This window comes from Kitasatospora sp. NPDC051705 (assembly GCF_044453265.1).
GTDB lineage: Bacteria > Actinomycetota > Actinomycetes > Streptomycetales > Streptomycetaceae > Kitasatospora.
In genome coordinates this window covers 49,376-62,938 of the sequence record NZ_JBITCO010000034.1, presented here as the reverse complement: position 1 = coordinate 62,938, position 13,563 = coordinate 49,376, and the positions used below count along the sequence as shown (strand labels likewise).

Annotated in this window: 20 protein-coding genes; 7 read left to right on the top strand and 13 right to left on the bottom strand. The window is 73.0% G+C overall.

What is annotated here, in order from left to right:
* The first annotated feature begins 61 nt into the window (after positions 1-61).
* Positions 62-787: a TetR/AcrR family transcriptional regulator gene (locus tag ACIA8Q_RS30220; protein ID WP_360206860.1), complete on the top strand. Its 726-nt coding sequence runs from the start codon at positions 62-64 to the stop codon at positions 785-787.
* An 83-nt stretch (positions 788-870) separates the two neighbouring features.
* A complete protein-coding gene (locus tag ACIA8Q_RS30215; protein WP_360206857.1) occupies positions 871-1,419 on the top strand; it encodes an AAA family ATPase in 549 nt (182 codons plus the stop codon).
* Between the two features lie 84 nt (positions 1,420-1,503).
* On the opposite strand, the gene ACIA8Q_RS30210 is transcribed toward ACIA8Q_RS30215, so the two are convergent.
* The 5 genes from ACIA8Q_RS30210 to ACIA8Q_RS30190 form a co-directional block, all read right to left on the bottom strand.
* Complete coding sequence (locus ACIA8Q_RS30210; RefSeq protein WP_360206854.1) at positions 1,504-2,466, bottom strand: phosphatidylinositol-specific phospholipase C; 963 nt, start codon at positions 2,464-2,466, stop codon at positions 1,504-1,506.
* 171 nt (positions 2,467-2,637) lie between these two features.
* A complete protein-coding gene (locus ACIA8Q_RS30205) occupies positions 2,638-3,888 on the bottom strand; it encodes a hypothetical protein (protein ID WP_360206851.1) in 1,251 nt (416 codons plus the stop codon).
* A 118-nt stretch (positions 3,889-4,006) separates the two neighbouring features.
* Positions 4,007-4,540 carry a SigE family RNA polymerase sigma factor gene (locus tag ACIA8Q_RS30200; protein WP_360206848.1) on the bottom strand — a complete coding sequence of 178 codons (534 nt, stop codon included), beginning with the start codon at positions 4,538-4,540 and terminating at the stop codon, positions 4,007-4,009.
* 234 nt (positions 4,541-4,774) lie between these two features.
* On the bottom strand, positions 4,775-5,002 hold the full coding sequence (locus ACIA8Q_RS30195; protein WP_360206845.1) for a hypothetical protein: 228 nt from the start codon (positions 5,000-5,002) through the stop codon (positions 4,775-4,777).
* A 20-nt stretch (positions 5,003-5,022) separates the two neighbouring features.
* Positions 5,023-5,220, bottom strand: coding sequence for a hypothetical protein (locus tag ACIA8Q_RS30190; protein ID WP_360206842.1), 198 nt, complete (start codon positions 5,218-5,220; stop codon positions 5,023-5,025).
* Positions 5,221-5,339: 119 nt separating this feature from the next.
* Here ACIA8Q_RS30190 and ACIA8Q_RS30185 point away from each other — a divergent pair, with 119 nt between their 5' ends.
* The 3 genes from ACIA8Q_RS30185 (at position 5,340) to ACIA8Q_RS30175 (ending at position 7,271) form a co-directional block, all read left to right on the top strand.
* Positions 5,340-6,179, top strand: coding sequence for a helix-turn-helix transcriptional regulator (locus ACIA8Q_RS30185; RefSeq protein WP_360206840.1), 840 nt, complete (start codon positions 5,340-5,342; stop codon positions 6,177-6,179).
* Entirely contained in the window at positions 6,164-6,367 is a 204-nt protein-coding gene (locus ACIA8Q_RS30180; protein ID WP_396318002.1) for a DUF397 domain-containing protein, read from the top strand. Before ACIA8Q_RS30185 ends, ACIA8Q_RS30180 begins: the two co-directional genes overlap by 16 nt.
* A gap of 187 nt (positions 6,368-6,554) precedes the next feature.
* On the top strand, positions 6,555-7,271 hold the full coding sequence (locus tag ACIA8Q_RS30175; protein ID WP_396318001.1) for a hypothetical protein: 717 nt from the start codon (positions 6,555-6,557) through the stop codon (positions 7,269-7,271).
* A 365-nt stretch (positions 7,272-7,636) separates the two neighbouring features.
* Here the strand turns inward: ACIA8Q_RS30175 and ACIA8Q_RS30170 are convergent, their stop codons facing one another.
* From ACIA8Q_RS30170 to ACIA8Q_RS30150, 5 genes are all read right to left on the bottom strand, one after another.
* Positions 7,637-8,167, bottom strand: coding sequence for a YrhB domain-containing protein (locus tag ACIA8Q_RS30170; RefSeq protein ID WP_396318000.1), 531 nt, complete (start codon positions 8,165-8,167; stop codon positions 7,637-7,639).
* 57 nt (positions 8,168-8,224) lie between these two features.
* Positions 8,225-8,908 carry a C39 family peptidase gene (locus tag ACIA8Q_RS30165; RefSeq protein WP_396317999.1) on the bottom strand — a complete coding sequence of 228 codons (684 nt, stop codon included), beginning with the start codon at positions 8,906-8,908 and terminating at the stop codon, positions 8,225-8,227.
* A gap of 145 nt (positions 8,909-9,053) precedes the next feature.
* On the bottom strand, positions 9,054-9,383 hold the full coding sequence (locus ACIA8Q_RS30160; RefSeq protein ID WP_396317998.1) for a hypothetical protein: 330 nt from the start codon (positions 9,381-9,383) through the stop codon (positions 9,054-9,056).
* Positions 9,380-9,667 (bottom strand): hypothetical protein, encoded by a 288-nt coding sequence (locus ACIA8Q_RS30155; protein ID WP_360206825.1) that lies wholly within the window; start codon positions 9,665-9,667, stop codon positions 9,380-9,382. Before ACIA8Q_RS30155 ends, ACIA8Q_RS30160 begins: the two co-directional genes overlap by 4 nt.
* Positions 9,668-9,757: 90 nt before the next feature.
* Positions 9,758-10,168, bottom strand: a complete 411-nt coding sequence (locus ACIA8Q_RS30150; protein ID WP_360206822.1) for a PPOX class F420-dependent oxidoreductase — start codon at positions 10,166-10,168, stop codon at positions 9,758-9,760.
* A 188-nt stretch (positions 10,169-10,356) separates the two neighbouring features.
* On the opposite strand from ACIA8Q_RS30150, the gene ACIA8Q_RS30145 reads away from it, so the two are divergent.
* A complete protein-coding gene (locus ACIA8Q_RS30145; RefSeq protein WP_360206819.1) occupies positions 10,357-10,566 on the top strand; it encodes a DUF4287 domain-containing protein in 210 nt (69 codons plus the stop codon).
* Between the two features lie 334 nt (positions 10,567-10,900).
* On the opposite strand, the gene ACIA8Q_RS30140 is transcribed toward ACIA8Q_RS30145, so the two are convergent.
* The 3 genes from ACIA8Q_RS30140 to ACIA8Q_RS30130 all read right to left on the bottom strand — a co-directional run bounded on the left by ACIA8Q_RS30140 (position 10,901) and on the right by ACIA8Q_RS30130 (position 12,162).
* Positions 10,901-11,239: a hypothetical protein gene (locus ACIA8Q_RS30140; RefSeq protein WP_396317997.1), complete on the bottom strand. Its 339-nt coding sequence runs from the start codon at positions 11,237-11,239 to the stop codon at positions 10,901-10,903.
* A gap of 133 nt (positions 11,240-11,372) precedes the next feature.
* Positions 11,373-11,726, bottom strand: coding sequence for a VOC family protein (locus ACIA8Q_RS30135; protein WP_360206814.1), 354 nt, complete (start codon positions 11,724-11,726; stop codon positions 11,373-11,375).
* Between the two features lie 109 nt (positions 11,727-11,835).
* The gene (locus tag ACIA8Q_RS30130) at positions 11,836-12,162 is read right to left on the bottom strand and encodes a transcriptional regulator (protein ID WP_360206812.1); all 327 of its coding nucleotides are present in this window, start codon (positions 12,160-12,162) and stop codon (positions 11,836-11,838) included.
* 136 nt (positions 12,163-12,298) lie between these two features.
* Between ACIA8Q_RS30130 and ACIA8Q_RS30125 the strand changes: the two genes are divergently transcribed.
* Complete coding sequence (locus tag ACIA8Q_RS30125) at positions 12,299-13,474, top strand: MFS transporter (protein WP_396317996.1); 1,176 nt, start codon at positions 12,299-12,301, stop codon at positions 13,472-13,474.
* Positions 13,475-13,563 lie beyond the last annotated feature (89 nt).

Sequence of the window (13,563 nt, the reverse complement as noted above, 5' to 3'; positions counted from 1 at the left end):
CGTTCGGACGATCTAAGTTCTAATTGACGAACTTAGATCGCGTCAAGCTACAGTGGTCGGCATGTCCGACGATCCCCGCCGACGCCGCGCGGCCCGCCACGCCCAGCCCGCGGAGCAAGCCCCCGCGGCGCCGGCGCGCAAGAGGCCGATCACCGTCGAACGGATCACCGACGCCGCGCTGGAGGTCGTCGCCACCGAGGGGTACGACGCGCTGACCGTCCGTCGGGTCGCCGCCGTGCTCGGCACCGGCCCGTCCTCGCTGTACGCGCACATCGTCAACAAGGACGACCTCGACGACCTGCTGGTCGGCCGGCTCTACGCCGAGGTCGTGGTCCCCGCGCCGGACCCGGGCGCCTGGCGCGGGCAGCTGGTCGGGGTGTACACCCAGATCCGCGACCTCTACCTGACGTACCCCGGGGTCTCGCGCGCCGCGCTGGCCGTGGTGCCGACCAACCTGGCGACGCTGCGGGTCGGCGAGGGGATCCTGGCGATCCTGCTGGCGGGCGGCCTCGACCCGAGGACGGCCGGCTGGGCCCGCGACGCGCTGTCCCTCTACGTCGGCGCCTACGCCCTGGAGCAGTCGATGGTCCGGCAGCGGCGCCGGCACGAGGACCAGGAATGGGTGCTCGGCCCCGAGGAGCTGCTGGAGCGCTTCGGCGCACTGCCCGCCGAACAGTTCCCGCACACCCGGCGCCATGCCGCCGAGCTGGTCTCCGGCACCGGGCACGACCGCTTCGCGTTCGCCCTCGGTCTGCTCCTGGACGGCCTGCGGCCCGCATCCGGCTGACCTGCCCGCGGCGGGCCTACGGTGGGGTTCGGCGAGGGTTCGGCGAGGGTTCGGCGGGGTCCGGGCGGCAGGTGGAGGACGCGGTGCTGATCGTGGTCAGCGGTGGGCCGGGCAGCGGGAAGACGACGCTGGCGCACGCGCTGGCGCGGGCCGTCGGCTGCCCGGCGCTGTGCCGCGACGAGGTGAAGGAGGGCCTGGTGCACGCCGGGACCGCGGCCTCGAACCCGGACGAGGTGGTGCGGGCGGCGTTCTTCGACGCGCTGGGGGTTCTGGTGCGCGCGGGGGTGAGCGCGGTGGCGGAGGCGGCGTTCCAGGACCGGCTGTGGCGCCCCGGACTGGCACCGCTGACCGGCCTGACCGAGCTGCGGATCGTGCACTGCCGGGTGGATCCGGCGCTGGCCCGCGCACGGGTCCGGGCCCGCCTGGCGGCACGGGCCGGGCAGGCGGGCCGGTCCGCGCACGCGGACCGCGCCCTGCTGGAGGCCCCGCCGGGGCCGGGCAACCTGCTGGACGACTTCGCGCCCCTGTCACTGCCGGTGCCCCGGCTGTGCGTGGACACCACCGACGGCTACCACCCGTCGCTGGCGGACGTCGCCGCGTTCGCCGCACCCGCCGCCACTCCCGGAATGTGACGAAACGCCAATTCCCCGTGGAGAGACGGCGGCCCCCCTCCCCCGGAGGGGACCACCGCCGGGCCCGCCGGGGGCCGGCGCGTGCTAGACGAAGTTCTTGTCGATCAGCATGTGCAGCACGTTGACGTGGAAGTCCGGGAAGTCCATCGGGACGATGCCGAACCGGGCCCGCTGCTCGGTGCGGGCCTTCAGGTACGGGTAGACGGTCTGGTCCATCAGGGTCTGCGCGTTGCTCTTGGGCCAGTTGCCGTTGGCGAAGCTGATGAAGTTGACGAACATCTGCGAGGAGCCCGGGTTCAGGAAGGCCTTGTCGAACTGGGCGACGATGTACTTCCCCTTCTTGACCAGCGGGAAGGTCTCGTCGATCTGCCAGACGTCCTGGGTGTCGAAGTAACTGTTCTGACTGCTGGACCAGTTGATCAGGCCCCAGTCGTTGGCGAAGTCGGCGAGCAGCACGACCTTCCCGCGGGCGGCGTCGATCGTGGGCCAGCCGTAGAAGTGGAACAGGCTGCGGAAGCCCAGTTCGTTGAAGTAGTAGTTGACCCGCCGGCGGAACTCGACCTCGTCGAGCGCCTGGCCGCCGGCGTTCTCGTTCTTCAGCCGCATCACGACGGTCTCGGACGGGTGCGCCTGCAGGAAGGAGCGGCACTGGTTGAGCACGTCCTGGAGCCGGATGTACTGGTAGGCGTTGGAGTGGTAGATCCCGAGCTCGTTGGGCGCGCCCTGCAGGCCGTTGCAGCGGATGTCGAGGAAGCGGATGCCCTCCTGCAACTGCTGGGTGATGCCCCAGTTCTGGGTGTGCGACCACTCGGTGCCGTAGTTGGGGTTCTCGCAGCAGGAGTCGTGGGTGCCCGGGATCGTGAGGCTGCGCAGGGGCACGCCGTCCTTGATGTAGCGCATCCAGCTGTCGGTCGGCATCCCGCGCGGGGTGGTCCGGGCGCCGGCCCAGGCGGTGGAGGGCAGGGCCAGGCCGCCGAGGCCGGCGACGGCCGCCGCACCGCCGACTCCCGCGCTCCACCTGAGAAGGTCACGACGTGCTATGCCCATGGTGTGGCTCCTTCGGCCTTCCGTTCGGCGGCGCGTTGCGCGCCCCTCTCCTGCGAACGTGCCCACCGCGCGGGCGGGTTCACCCCCCGCCCGGGGCCCGGTTCACCGTCGCCGGCGCACGGTCGGTCCACCGGCGCGCGGCCGGGCCCGGGTGGGCCCGGCGCGGCGCCCTCAGTGCCGCCAGCCGGGGGCGGTGGCGACGGCCTTGAGCTGATCGGTCGTCAGGGCCGGTTTTCCGGGCGTCATCTGGGTCTCGTCGGCGCCGTTCCACTGCGACACCCGCACCCGCGTCCCGTCGGCCTGCCGCACCTCCACGCTCCACAGCACCGTCGGCCCGCCGCCCGACTTCGTCGCACCGCTCTCGCGCACCAGCACGCTCGACCCGTCGGCGGTGTGCGACAGCGCCCCCGGCTCGGCATCCGCCTCGAAGCCCGCGCGCCCGCCGCCGTCCGTGTCCGGGCCCGGCGTCACGGAGACGGACAGCATGCTGGTGCGCCCCTCCAGCGTGACCGAGACGTGCGCCCGGCCCGGGACGTGCTGCGCCGCGCCGCTGTCGGTGCGCGTGCCGGCCGGCAGCGCGCCCGCCACGGTGGCGAGGATGCGCTCCGGTTCGGGGCCCTGGGGCTCCGGCGTCCGGCCCTGGGCGGCGCCGGCCGGGCTCGTGCCGGGGCTGCCGGGCTGGGCGAAGAGCGGGTCCCAGGCGCTGCTGGTGGCGGCCGCGACGAGCTGGTCGGCGCTCAGCGGCGGCTCCTCACGGCTCAGCGGCGGACCGAAGCTGGTCGAGTTGACCTCCCAGATCTGCACCTGCCGGCCGTCCGCACCGGTGTAGGTCGCCTGCCACTTGCGCACCTTCATCGGTTCGACGGGCTTCAGCTTGGCGACCACCACGATCGAGCCGTCCGGGCGCACCGTCCGCTCGCACGCCTCGGTCGGCGCCTCGACCGGGTCGGGGCACTCGGTGCCCCACGTCGAGGCGCGGATCGGCAGGGTGGCCCGGTTCACGGACAGGGTCACCATCCCGGCGCCGTGACCGTCGTCGTAGATCAGGTGCGCCGTCGGCGCCAGCCCCGGCACCGGCCCGTCGTTGCTTCCGCTGCCGCCCGCGGCGGTGACCTGGCCGGGCGGCAGCACCGCGGTGAGGGTGTCCGCCATGAACGCGGCGGTGATCCGCTCGGGCCAGCCGCCGGCGGGCGCGGCGGGGGCGATGTCGGTCGGCGCCGCCCAGGGCCGCAGCGCCACCGCGGCCACGGCGGCCAGCGCCACCACGCCCGCGCTGCCGGCCAGCGCCGCCTTCCGGCGCCGGGCCCGGCGCCAGCGCCGCTCGGCGCCGTCGGCCAGCAGCGCGCCGGGCGGGTCCGGAGCCAGGTCGGCCGCGTCCCGGAGGATCCGGGCGAGCTGTTCGTCGTGCGCGTCAAGGGACATGCCGGTACTCCGCTTCCTCGTCGGTGGTGGGTGCCCGGGCGGACGGTCCGGGCCCGGGGGTCCGCTCGTCAGGAGCGGGCGGGTGCTCGGGAGCGGGCGCTCGGGAGCAGGTGGGTGCTCAGGAGCGGGCGAGGTCGTCCAGCTCGGCGCCCAGGACGGCGCGCAGCCTGGTCAGGGCCCGGGCGCTGCGCGAGCGCACGGCGCTGACGCTGATGCGCAGCGCCGCGGCGGTCTCCTCGACGCTGCGGTCCTCCCAGAAGCGCAGGACCAGGACCGCCCGGTCGTGGGCGGGCAGTTCGCCCAGCGCGCGCAGCAGGGTGACCCGCAGGGCGGGGTCGGGGTCGCTGACGGCGGCTTCGGCGAAGGTGTCGGTCACGTGCTCGGCGCTGCTGCGCCGGCGGCGGTGGGAGAGGAAGGCGTTCACCAGGACGGTCTGGGCGTACCCGGCGGGGTTGTCCAGGCGCGCTATGCGGCGCCATTTGCCGTACAGCTTGCCGAGGGCCTCCTGGGCGAGGTCCTCGGCGAGGTGTGCGTCGCCGCCGGTGAGCAGGAAGGCGGTCCTGACCAGGTGGCGCCCCCGTGCCGCGGCGAACTCCCGGAAGTCGAGCGGTTCGCCGCCCGGCTCCGGGCTCTTCGTGGTTGTGCGGTGCATGTCTGTCTAACGCGGTGGGGGCCCGATCACGTCGCAGGTGGCCTTCTCGCCGGGCCGCCCGTGTGCCGTTTCGTCCTCGCGCGTCCCCGTCCTCGTCCTCGTTCTCGACGGCGGCACCGTCACCACCGACCGCATCACCGCCCTGCCCCGCCACCGTAGTGCCCTCCCACTCGTCCGGCACGGTCAGCAACGGGGATCGCGTATCAGGGGTCCTTCCTCAGGGCGAGGAGATCGTCAGTCGTCATACGTCAGGCGCTCGTAGCGCAGCCCCTTGCGGAGCAGGTCGACGATGCGCAGCACCTCGGGCGCCCGGGCGGATCCGAGGCCGATCAGGTAGCAGCCGGTGCGGTGCCCGTACTCCCAGTCCACCTCGACGGAGGGCAGCGTCACCCCGCCCAGGGCGAGCACGGTGGTCAGGTCGTCCAGGGCGTCGGCGGCCTGGCGGCGCTGGTCGGCGGTCACGCGGTTCAGGGCGGATCCCATCACGCCCCCAGGGGGCGCGGCGGCTCGAACTGCCGCCACGCGCTGAACGCCGCGTCGAAGGACGTGAACCCGCTGAGCTCCCCGGAGGGTTGGCGCAGCCACTCCCCCACCCGCTCGTTGCGCACCCGGTAGCACCGCCCCTCGGGGTCCCACCGGACCCCGTAGCCGTGGAGCTCGGGCGCTTGGTCATGAGCCATGAGGACGGAACCCTCCGCGATCGTTCTTTCACGTTTCGTGCACATGGTGGCCCTGGGTCGCCTAGCATCGGAAGTGAAATGCGACTTGCCGGTGGGCCGGCCGCGAGTTGGGGGTTGCCATGAACAAGAAGACCATCGACCCGACGTCATCCCCGTGGGCTGCCTTCGGAGTCCAACTCCGCAGGTCGCGAGAGGCCGCTGGGCTCACCCAGCTCCAGCTGTCGAAGAAGGTGGACTGCACCGCCTCCCACCTCTCCTACGTCGAACTTGCGCAGCGGCCGCCGAGCCTGAAGCTGGCGGAACTCGCCGACCAGGAGCTGAAGACCGGCGGCACGCTGGTCCTGATGTACTGGCAGCTCAAGCACACGGCGTTGTTGGAGGGCTTTCCGGAGTACGCCAACTACGAGACGCGCGCGGAGCAGATCAAGCTCTTCGAGATCAGCGTCATCCCCGGACTTCTACAGACCCGAGCCTATGCGGCCGCAATCGAGGCCGGATATGTGCGGCAAGGCAGCACAACTCCGGAACAGGCCGAGGAACGCGTGCAGTTCCGAGTATCCCGGCAACAGATCCTCGACCGCACACCACCACCGTTCCTGCACGCGGTACTCGACGAGAGCTGCCTCAGCCGCGTCATCGGCGGCCAGGAGGTCATGGTGGAGCAGCTGAACCACCTCGCAGAGTATGCCGCCCGGCCGAACGTCGTCATCCAGATCGCCCCGTTCTCCTTGGGCGAGAACCGGCCGTTCATTCGTCCAGTGACGCTTCTTACCATGCCGAATCAAAAAATGCTTACATATCTGGAAACTGAGCACCGTGGATACATCGAGCGGAATTCTCCGCTGACCAGGGAGTTGGACAGGAGCTACGATCGGCTTGTGGTCGAGGCCATGAACCAGGCCGACTCACTCGCCATGATCCGCTCGGTACGGAGGAAGCTCGAATGGATGTCGAACTGACTGGCGCCTGCTGGAGGAAGAGCTCGCACAGCAGTGGCGGCGGCCAGTGCATCGAAGTCGCCGACGGCTTCCCCGGCGTGATGCCCGTCCGGGACTCCAAGGACCCCGAGGGCCCCGCCCTCCTCTTCCACTCCTCCGCCTGGCAGTCCTTCGTTTCCGCCGTCCGCGCGGGCGAGTTCGACGCGTAGCCCGAACAACTCCCGGTGCTCGACGTGGGAAGTCGTCCTCGCCGACTTCCCACTCCTGGACGGCCGATTCCACGGACTCACTGGGCGTGGGCGGCGTACCCTGTGCGGCATACACATTCTTGACGACCCCACTGTGTCGCCCCGGCTCCGCAGCTTCCTCGAGCCACGTGCACGGCGGCATACGCCGATGTCTGCCGACCGGATCAGGCAGGAGACGACGACCGTCGACGACGCCGGCTTCGAACATCCCGCGGAGACCTCGATCGTGGACGCGATGGTCCGGTTCGAGGAACGCTACGGCGGCCTGTTCTACTCAGCGCGGGGCGGCAACCCCGACGAGTACGGTCTGGACGGGGTTCCGTCCGCCCACTGGACGTCCCACGGCTGGGCCTTCCCCGGAATCCTCGACGGCCCCGGGACCGTCCGGGTGGACGTCCTCGCGGACGGCCGCACCGCGATACCGGTGCCGGGGTCGGCGCACAGGGTGCTCAACAGCAGCGTCGAGCAGCGGCTGGAGGCCGACGCCCTGTTGGCGAGCGTGTACCGGTGGCCGCACCTCGTCCTGCGGACCACCACCGGCCTCGGAGTGGCCCCGCGCGTCGCCGAGGAACACCTGCCACCTCGCGTACCGGAGGCGACCGGCCCCGCCGACACGTGGTGGTTCGACGGCAGGTGGGCCTTCCACCTGGAGCTCTACAGCTGGTGGACGCCGCGGACACTCCGTGACACCTGGATCGTGCGCTGCTTCGCACGGGACGGCGCGGGTCTCGACCGAGCCGAATCCGCCCTGCGGGCCGCAGTCCCCGCACTCACCACCGCCCTCTTCGACTGGTGCTCGCGCTGCGGCCGGGCCCTGGACGCGGGCCGCTCCTGCTCCCCCGTCCTTCCGTCGGCAGAACGGTAGGAGCTCGCACAGCAGCGGCGTTCGGCCCCGCTGTTTGCGTCCCCCTGCCCGCAGGGGAAGTCGGCCCCGCCGACTTCCCGCTCCCCGCCTTGTGCTTCATGGTGTTGCCGGTGGCGGTAGTGAGCGGCGATGGAGCCGGCCGTCGAGGTAGGCGACGACCTTTCGGAACTCGCGGGGACAGCCCGTCGATGGCGGTCCTGGTGTTCTGCTCACGGTGCCGGCGCGGGAGGCCGGCCCGGATCCGTCCGGGCCGGTTACGCGGCACGGACCTTTCGGGCGGTCGTCATGCCGCCCGTGCGGCCACGGCCTCGACCGGGGACACGCGCGATCGACGCACGGCAAGCGCTGTCATCCCGCCGCGGTCGTCAACCGGCCGGGCCGGTGAGGGTCTCGATGTCCGGGAGCGAGCCGGCCTCACGCTGCCACGTGAGGCGCACCAGCGCGTCCGAAGGCGGCACCCCGCGCGACACCGCCGGCACGAACGCCCGGACGTCCTGCAGTCCGAGTAGCGGTGCCTGGCGGCGGAGGTGGCGCATGGCCGCTGTCGGTCCGGAGGAACGCAGGAGCTCCTGGAGAGCGATGACCAGCGGGTCGGACGGCGTTGCCCCTCGGAGCTGCCGGAGGTAGAGCTCCTCCCAGCCCCCGCCCATCGCGGTGGCCGGGACGTGGTGGATGCTGCCGTCGTGCCGGTCCACCAGGTAGGGGCCGCTGCCGGCCAGGCTGTCGCGCGGATCGCGGGTGCGCGCGTACTGGGCCGAGTTCCAGAGGACGAGCCAGCCGACCGCGTGCTCCTCCATCTCGCAGACGACCGGCTCGGAGAGCGGCCCCGCCCATGTCGGCCGCTCGTCGGCCAACAGCGACTCGACGAGCTCGACGGCGCGTTCCTCGGAGATCACGCCCTCGTCATTCACCACAGGTCAACCGGGTTTCCGGGCCGGAGTCCGGGCCGTTCGTCAGTCGACGACGACGGCCATCCGGCCGTAGGTGGCGTAGCCGTTCTCGAAGTCCCGCTCGGAGACGGTCGTGCGGCCGCGGGCGGGGTCGTTGATCGACACCGTCCCGTTGCCGAACCCGGTGACGACGACGGCGTGTTCGGCCGGTCCGGCGTACAGGACCTTGACGTCGTCGTAGGCGGTGTAGGTGGTCGACCTGAGGTGGCGCCACAGGTAGTCGACCCAGACGATGGCGGGGTGCCCGGCCGCCAGGGCGTCCTTGAGCGTCTGGACCGCGATGCCCGAACCGGACTGGTCCACGGTGAGCCCGTAGGCGCGGGCGGCGTTCGCCACCGGCGGGGCGTACACGCCGAAGCCGGTCCCGTCGACCTCGGAGCCGTCCGGGTCGCCGACGAAGGCCACGTTCGGGTCGCCGGAGCGCGGGCCGGAGTGCCCGAACTCGGGGTGGTCCCGGTCGACGCCGATCTTGTCCAGGACGTCCTGGTCTTCGGTCTTCACGCCGCGTGCGGCCAGGACCATGCGCAGGGCCGTCGCCTCGCAGTCGTTGTTGAGCTGTTGGGCGTAGAAGGGCACCGAGGTGGCCGCGACGGCGCCGGTGGCCACCGCGGTCCCGGTGCCGGCCGTCAGGACCGCGCCGACGAGGGCGGCGGTACCGGCCGCGCGTACGCTCGCAATGATCTTCACGGGCCCGACGCTACAAAGCCCGGATGCGCGGCGCAGCCGCTACGACTCGAACGGGTGACGGGCGGCCGGGCCGGGGCGCGGCCGACGCGACACGGGAAGTCGGCCCCGTCGACTTCCCACTCCCGAGGGGCCCTGGGCAGCGTGATCACCCGTCGAGCCGGTCTCCGGGCACCGCGGTGCGCAGCCGTTCCAGAGCTGGCTGCGTTCGGGCTCGGGCGTTGAGGCCGTGGCCGTCGAGTGCGCGGATCAGGACGTCGTCGTCGGCGAACCAGCGCGCGCCGCGTCCCACGGCCGGGAGTTCCCGGAACCGCTGCGTCAGGCCGGTCTCCTCGGCGTCGGCCTCCAGGAAGTCGGTGAAGCCGCCGTCGAACAGCACCGTCTCGGTCATCACCATGGCGATGCAGGCCACGGTCAGGCTCGGCTCCCAGGGCTCCCACCGCTCGCGCGTCGTGTCGGCGAGGTCCGTGCGGATCACGGTGCCGGGGCGAGGACGTGCAGCTCGTCGGGGCGCAGCAGTGTGTCGTGGTTGGCGGTGAGGTCGCTGCGCCGGCCCAGGAGCAGGTACGTCTCGCGCAGGGCGGCCGGCAGGGCCAGGCCCAGGCGGTGCTCGCAGGCCGCGAGCTGCTCGGCGCTCCAGCCGTCCCCTGGCCGCAGGGGCTGGTGCCAGGAGGCCGCGAAGTCGGCGATGAACCGCCCGGTCTGGGCGCGGTCGGTCAGCGCTGCGGGCAGGCGGGTGTGGATGTCGAAGGCCCCGGTCATGCCCCGCACCCTACGCAGCGGTGCGGACGGACGGCGCCGGTGCGGGGACGAGGCCTTGAAGGGGCGGTCCTCGCGCGGTCCTCGCGCGGGTCAGTCGACGGTGCGGGTGGTGCTGCCGCGGGCCTGAAGGTTCCAGGTGATGACCCGTCGAGGGTGGATGCGCAGGATGTCGTGGCTGAAGTGGTCGGGTGCCACGGGGGGCACGTCGACGGTGAGGGTCTCGGCGTGGCCCCGGATCTCGACGCCGCGGCCCCAGCCGGGCGCGACCGGGTCGTCGGCGGGGGCGAGGTCGTCCACCAGGACGGAGACTTCGGGGCGGGCCTGGGCGTTGCGGTACTTGCGGCTGCGGGCCATCGCGGGCCCGCCGATGTCGATGGTTCCGTCGGCGTTGAGGCGGAAGCCCACCGGGCGGACCTGGGGGCCGCCGTCGGGGCCGGTGGTGGCCAGGCGGGCCAGTGGCTGGGCGGTGAGGTAGGCGCGTTCTGTCTCGGTGAAGATCACGTACCCGACCGTAGGAGATCAAGCGCCCTTGAGGTCAAGGCCGCCGGGGCCGGCCGTACGGACTCCGGTCGGGTGTGACTCAGGCCACACCGCGGGGGCGATGAGTTCCGGTCGGTGTCCCGGTCCTATCTGTGGAACGCCGCCACCGCGGAGATCTTCTCGCTCGACACCGATGGGACCATCTGATCATGACCAACACCGTGAAGGGCCCCGCCAGCTACTTCCCCTCGATCGAGAAGAAGTACGGCCGGCCGATCGCCTACTGGCAGGACCTCGTCCGCACCTCCCCGCTCACCAAGCACATGGAGCTCGTCGCCTGGCTCAAGTCCGAGCACGGCCTCGGCCACGGCCACGCCAACGCCCTGGTCGCCCACACCCTGGCCGAGAAGCAGGCCTGACGCCCCCTCACCCGGCGACTCCCCCGGGGCCGGGGCCGCTGCCGGTCCGGCAGGACCACCACTCGCTCGATGCCCAGCCGCCCGCCGACACCTGCGGCACGGGAAGTCGGCCCCGCCGACTTCCCGCTCCCCCGCCGCCCTGGAGCCGTCCGTCATCGGCCTTCCAGGGGATCAGTGCACGGCCGGCCGGCTGCCGGGGCGCACTCCCCGGCCGGGAGGAGGCCGGGGAGGGACGTGCTCGGCGCGGGCCCGGACCCCGCCGTCGCCGGTCGCACCAGTCAGACCGGTCACGCCGGTCACGCCGGTCACGCCGGTCACGCCGGTCACGCCGGGATCATTGCACCGGGTCGGGAGTGCCTTGCGTCAGTGCGGTGCGGCAGCGGGCCACCTGCTCGGCGACCAGGTCCATGAACCAGCGCATGACCTCGTACGGGATGACGTGCTCGTCATGGCCGTGCACGTGGACCGTCGGCTCCAGGTAGGGATCCTCGTCGGGTATGACGGCCACCAGGAAGGCGGCCCCGGGCAGGTGGGTCTCGGCGCCGGGGATCCCGGCCCACAAGGCCGGCGCGGGCACGGCCTCGCTCAGTTCCACGCACCAGGCGTCGTCCGGCAGGGCGTAGTGGAACCGGACGGCGTAGTGACGGCCTGCGTGCTCTCGAAGCTCCGACATGCCCGCAGGCTGCCACAGTTACGGAAGCGGCCCCCGGGGGCGGGAGCCCGCTCGCGATGGCGATCGGCGTCGCAGGGCGATCGCCGCTCCGGCGCGGCCCGGCGTGCGCGCCTCGATGCGGCTGCGGGGGTGGTCAGGCGGGTTGCCAGAGTTCGATGCGGTTGCCCTCGGGGTCGGTGACCCAGGCGAAGCGGCCGATGCCGTCCATGTCCTGGATGTCGTCGGCGACGTCGGCGCCCTTGGCGCGCAGTTGGGCGAGCATGGCGTCGAGGTCGCGGACGCGGAAGTTGAGCATGGTCTGCTGGGCGCGGGAGCCGAAGTAGTCGGTGCCCGCGTCGAAGGTGGCCAGCACGGTGGGGCCCGCCTCCTGGTGCCACAGGCCGTGTTCGTCGGTGTCCAGACCCAGGCAGTCGCGGTACCAGGCGTTGAGGGCGGAGGGGTCTGCGGCGCGCAGGAAGTAGCCGCCGATGCCCAGCACGTGTTCCATGGCGCCATCCTGCCAGGGCGGCGGCCGGCCGGGGCCGAGGCGGCGTCGGACGGCGCGCTCGGGCGGGCGGCGCGCTCAGGCCGGCGGCGCGCTCAGGCGGGTGGCGCGCTCAGGCGCGCGGGGTGGCGGCGAGGAGGGCGTCGAGGAGGCCTGGGAAGCGGGTGTCGAGGTCGGTGCGGCGCAGGCTGACGAAGCGGTTGCGCCCGGCGACGCGGGTGGTGGTGACGCCGGCTTCGCGCAGGACGCGCATGTGGTGGGAGACGGTCGACTTGTGGAGGTGTTCGAGGCCGAGGTCGCGGGGGGCGCAGGAGTGTTCGGCGCCGTCGGCGTAGCTGAGCAGCAGGGTCATGCGGACGGGGTCGCCGAGGGCGTGCAGGACCGTGACGAGGTCGATGTCGGCGGTGTCGGGCTGGGGCAGCCGCTCGTCGTCGGGCATGGCGGTGGTCCTCACGGGGCGGTGGCGGGCGGTGGCCGGCGGGTGGCGATGGTTTGACAATCATCCACCCGTCCCTGATTGTTTGACGAGCATCAAACTGTTGCATGGTGATCAAACGATCCGGGGAGTTCCTTCCGTGCCCGTACGCCTGCTCCTGCTCGCCCTCGGCACCTTCGCCGTCGGCACCGACTCGATGGTGGTGGCCGGCATCCTCGCCCCGGTGGCCGCCGACCTCGGCGTGTCGGTGCCCGCCGCCGGCCAGCTGGTCACCGTCTTCGCCCTCGGCTACGCCCTGCTCGCCCCGGTCCTGGCCACACTCACCGCCCGCTGGCCGCGCCGGCGCCTGCTGCTGACCGGACTCACCGTGTTCGGCGCGGCCAACGCCCTCAGCGCGCTCGCCCCCACCTACGACCTGCTCCTGGCCACCCGGGTGTTGGCCGCGGCCGGTGCCGCGCTGTACACGCCCACCGCCAACGCCGTGGCCACCGCCCTGGTCGCCCCCGAACGGCGCGGACGGGCGCTGGCGACCGTCCTGGGCGGGATGACGGTGGCCACCGCGCTGGGCGTGCCGCTGGGCACCTGGGTGGGGCGCACCGACTGGCGGCTGACGATGTGGCTGGTCACCGCCCTGGGCGCGGCCGCGCTGGCCGGGATCGCGCTGCTGCTGCGCGAGCTGCCCGCACCGAGCGCCGCGGTGGGGCTGCGCGACCGTCTGGCGCCGCTCGGCCGGCCCCGGGTGCTCGGGGCCGCGGCCACCACCCTGGTGTTCTTCCTGGCCTTCCAGTGCGTCTACATCTACCTGTCCACCGCCGTGGCGGGCGCCACCGGCGGCGACGCGGGGCGGCTGAGCCTGGTGCTGCTGACCGCGGGCGTGATGTCGGTGGCGGGCAGCTGGCTGGGCGGGCGCCTGGTGGACCGGGTCGGGGTGCGCCGCGTGCTGCTGGCCGGCTCGGCGGCGGCCGCGGCGACGTTCGCGGCCCTGCCGTGGCTGGGGCGCAGCATGCCGGGGGCGCTGGTGTACGCGGTGGTGGTGCCGTTGGCGGGGTGGGCGGTGTCGGTGGCGCTGCCGCACCGGTTGGCGTCGATCGATCCGGGCAGTGCGCCGCTGCTGATCTCGTTGAACAGCAGTGCGCTGTACCTGGGGACGGCGGCCGGGGGTGTGGCGGGCAGTTGGGCGATCGCGGTGCTGGGCGGGCGGTGGTTCCCGTTGGCGGCGGCGGGGCTGGCGCTGGTGGCGGCGGGGGTCGCGGCGGCGACCACGCGGGACGCGGCGGCGGGGGCGCCGGCGGAGGCGGGCGCGGCAGCGGCGTAGGGGCCGGGGCCGGGGCCGGCGTACGGGCCCGGGTGCGCCCGTGCCCCGGGCCGGGGGTCCGGTCCGGGGCACGGGCGGTAAGCGGTGCG

What these genes read in the sequence shown, in the direction of transcription:
- ACIA8Q_RS30135 (WP_360206814.1), bottom strand. Translation starts at nt 11,726, where the DNA reads ATGGAACACGTGCTGGGCATCGGCGGCTACTTCCTGCGCGCCGCAGAC.
- ACIA8Q_RS30205 (WP_360206851.1), bottom strand. Translation starts at nt 3,888, where the DNA reads ATGTCCCTTGACGCGCACGACGAACAGCTCGCCCGGATCCTCCGGGAC.
- ACIA8Q_RS30210 (WP_360206854.1), bottom strand. Translation starts at nt 2,466, where the DNA reads ATGGGCATAGCACGTCGTGACCTTCTCAGGTGGAGCGCGGGAGTCGGC.
- ACIA8Q_RS30200 (WP_360206848.1), bottom strand. Translation starts at nt 4,540, where the DNA reads ATGCACCGCACAACCACGAAGAGCCCGGAGCCGGGCGGCGAACCGCTC.
- ACIA8Q_RS30155 (WP_360206825.1), bottom strand. Translation starts at nt 9,667, where the DNA reads ATGACCGGGGCCTTCGACATCCACACCCGCCTGCCCGCAGCGCTGACC.
- ACIA8Q_RS30140 (WP_396317997.1), bottom strand. Translation starts at nt 11,239, where the DNA reads ATGTCGGAGCTTCGAGAGCACGCAGGCCGTCACTACGCCGTCCGGTTC.
- ACIA8Q_RS30145 (WP_360206819.1), top strand. Translation starts at nt 10,357, where the DNA reads ATGACCAACACCGTGAAGGGCCCCGCCAGCTACTTCCCCTCGATCGAG.
- ACIA8Q_RS30180 (WP_396318002.1), top strand. Translation starts at nt 6,164, where the DNA reads ATGGATGTCGAACTGACTGGCGCCTGCTGGAGGAAGAGCTCGCACAGC.
- ACIA8Q_RS30190 (WP_360206842.1), bottom strand. Translation starts at nt 5,220, where the DNA reads ATGGCTCATGACCAAGCGCCCGAGCTCCACGGCTACGGGGTCCGGTGG.
- ACIA8Q_RS30175 (WP_396318001.1), top strand. Translation starts at nt 6,555, where the DNA reads ATGTCTGCCGACCGGATCAGGCAGGAGACGACGACCGTCGACGACGCC.
- ACIA8Q_RS30185 (WP_360206840.1), top strand. Translation starts at nt 5,340, where the DNA reads ATGAACAAGAAGACCATCGACCCGACGTCATCCCCGTGGGCTGCCTTC.
- ACIA8Q_RS30220 (WP_360206860.1), top strand. Translation starts at nt 62, where the DNA reads ATGTCCGACGATCCCCGCCGACGCCGCGCGGCCCGCCACGCCCAGCCC.
- ACIA8Q_RS30130 (WP_360206812.1), bottom strand. Translation starts at nt 12,162, where the DNA reads ATGCCCGACGACGAGCGGCTGCCCCAGCCCGACACCGCCGACATCGAC.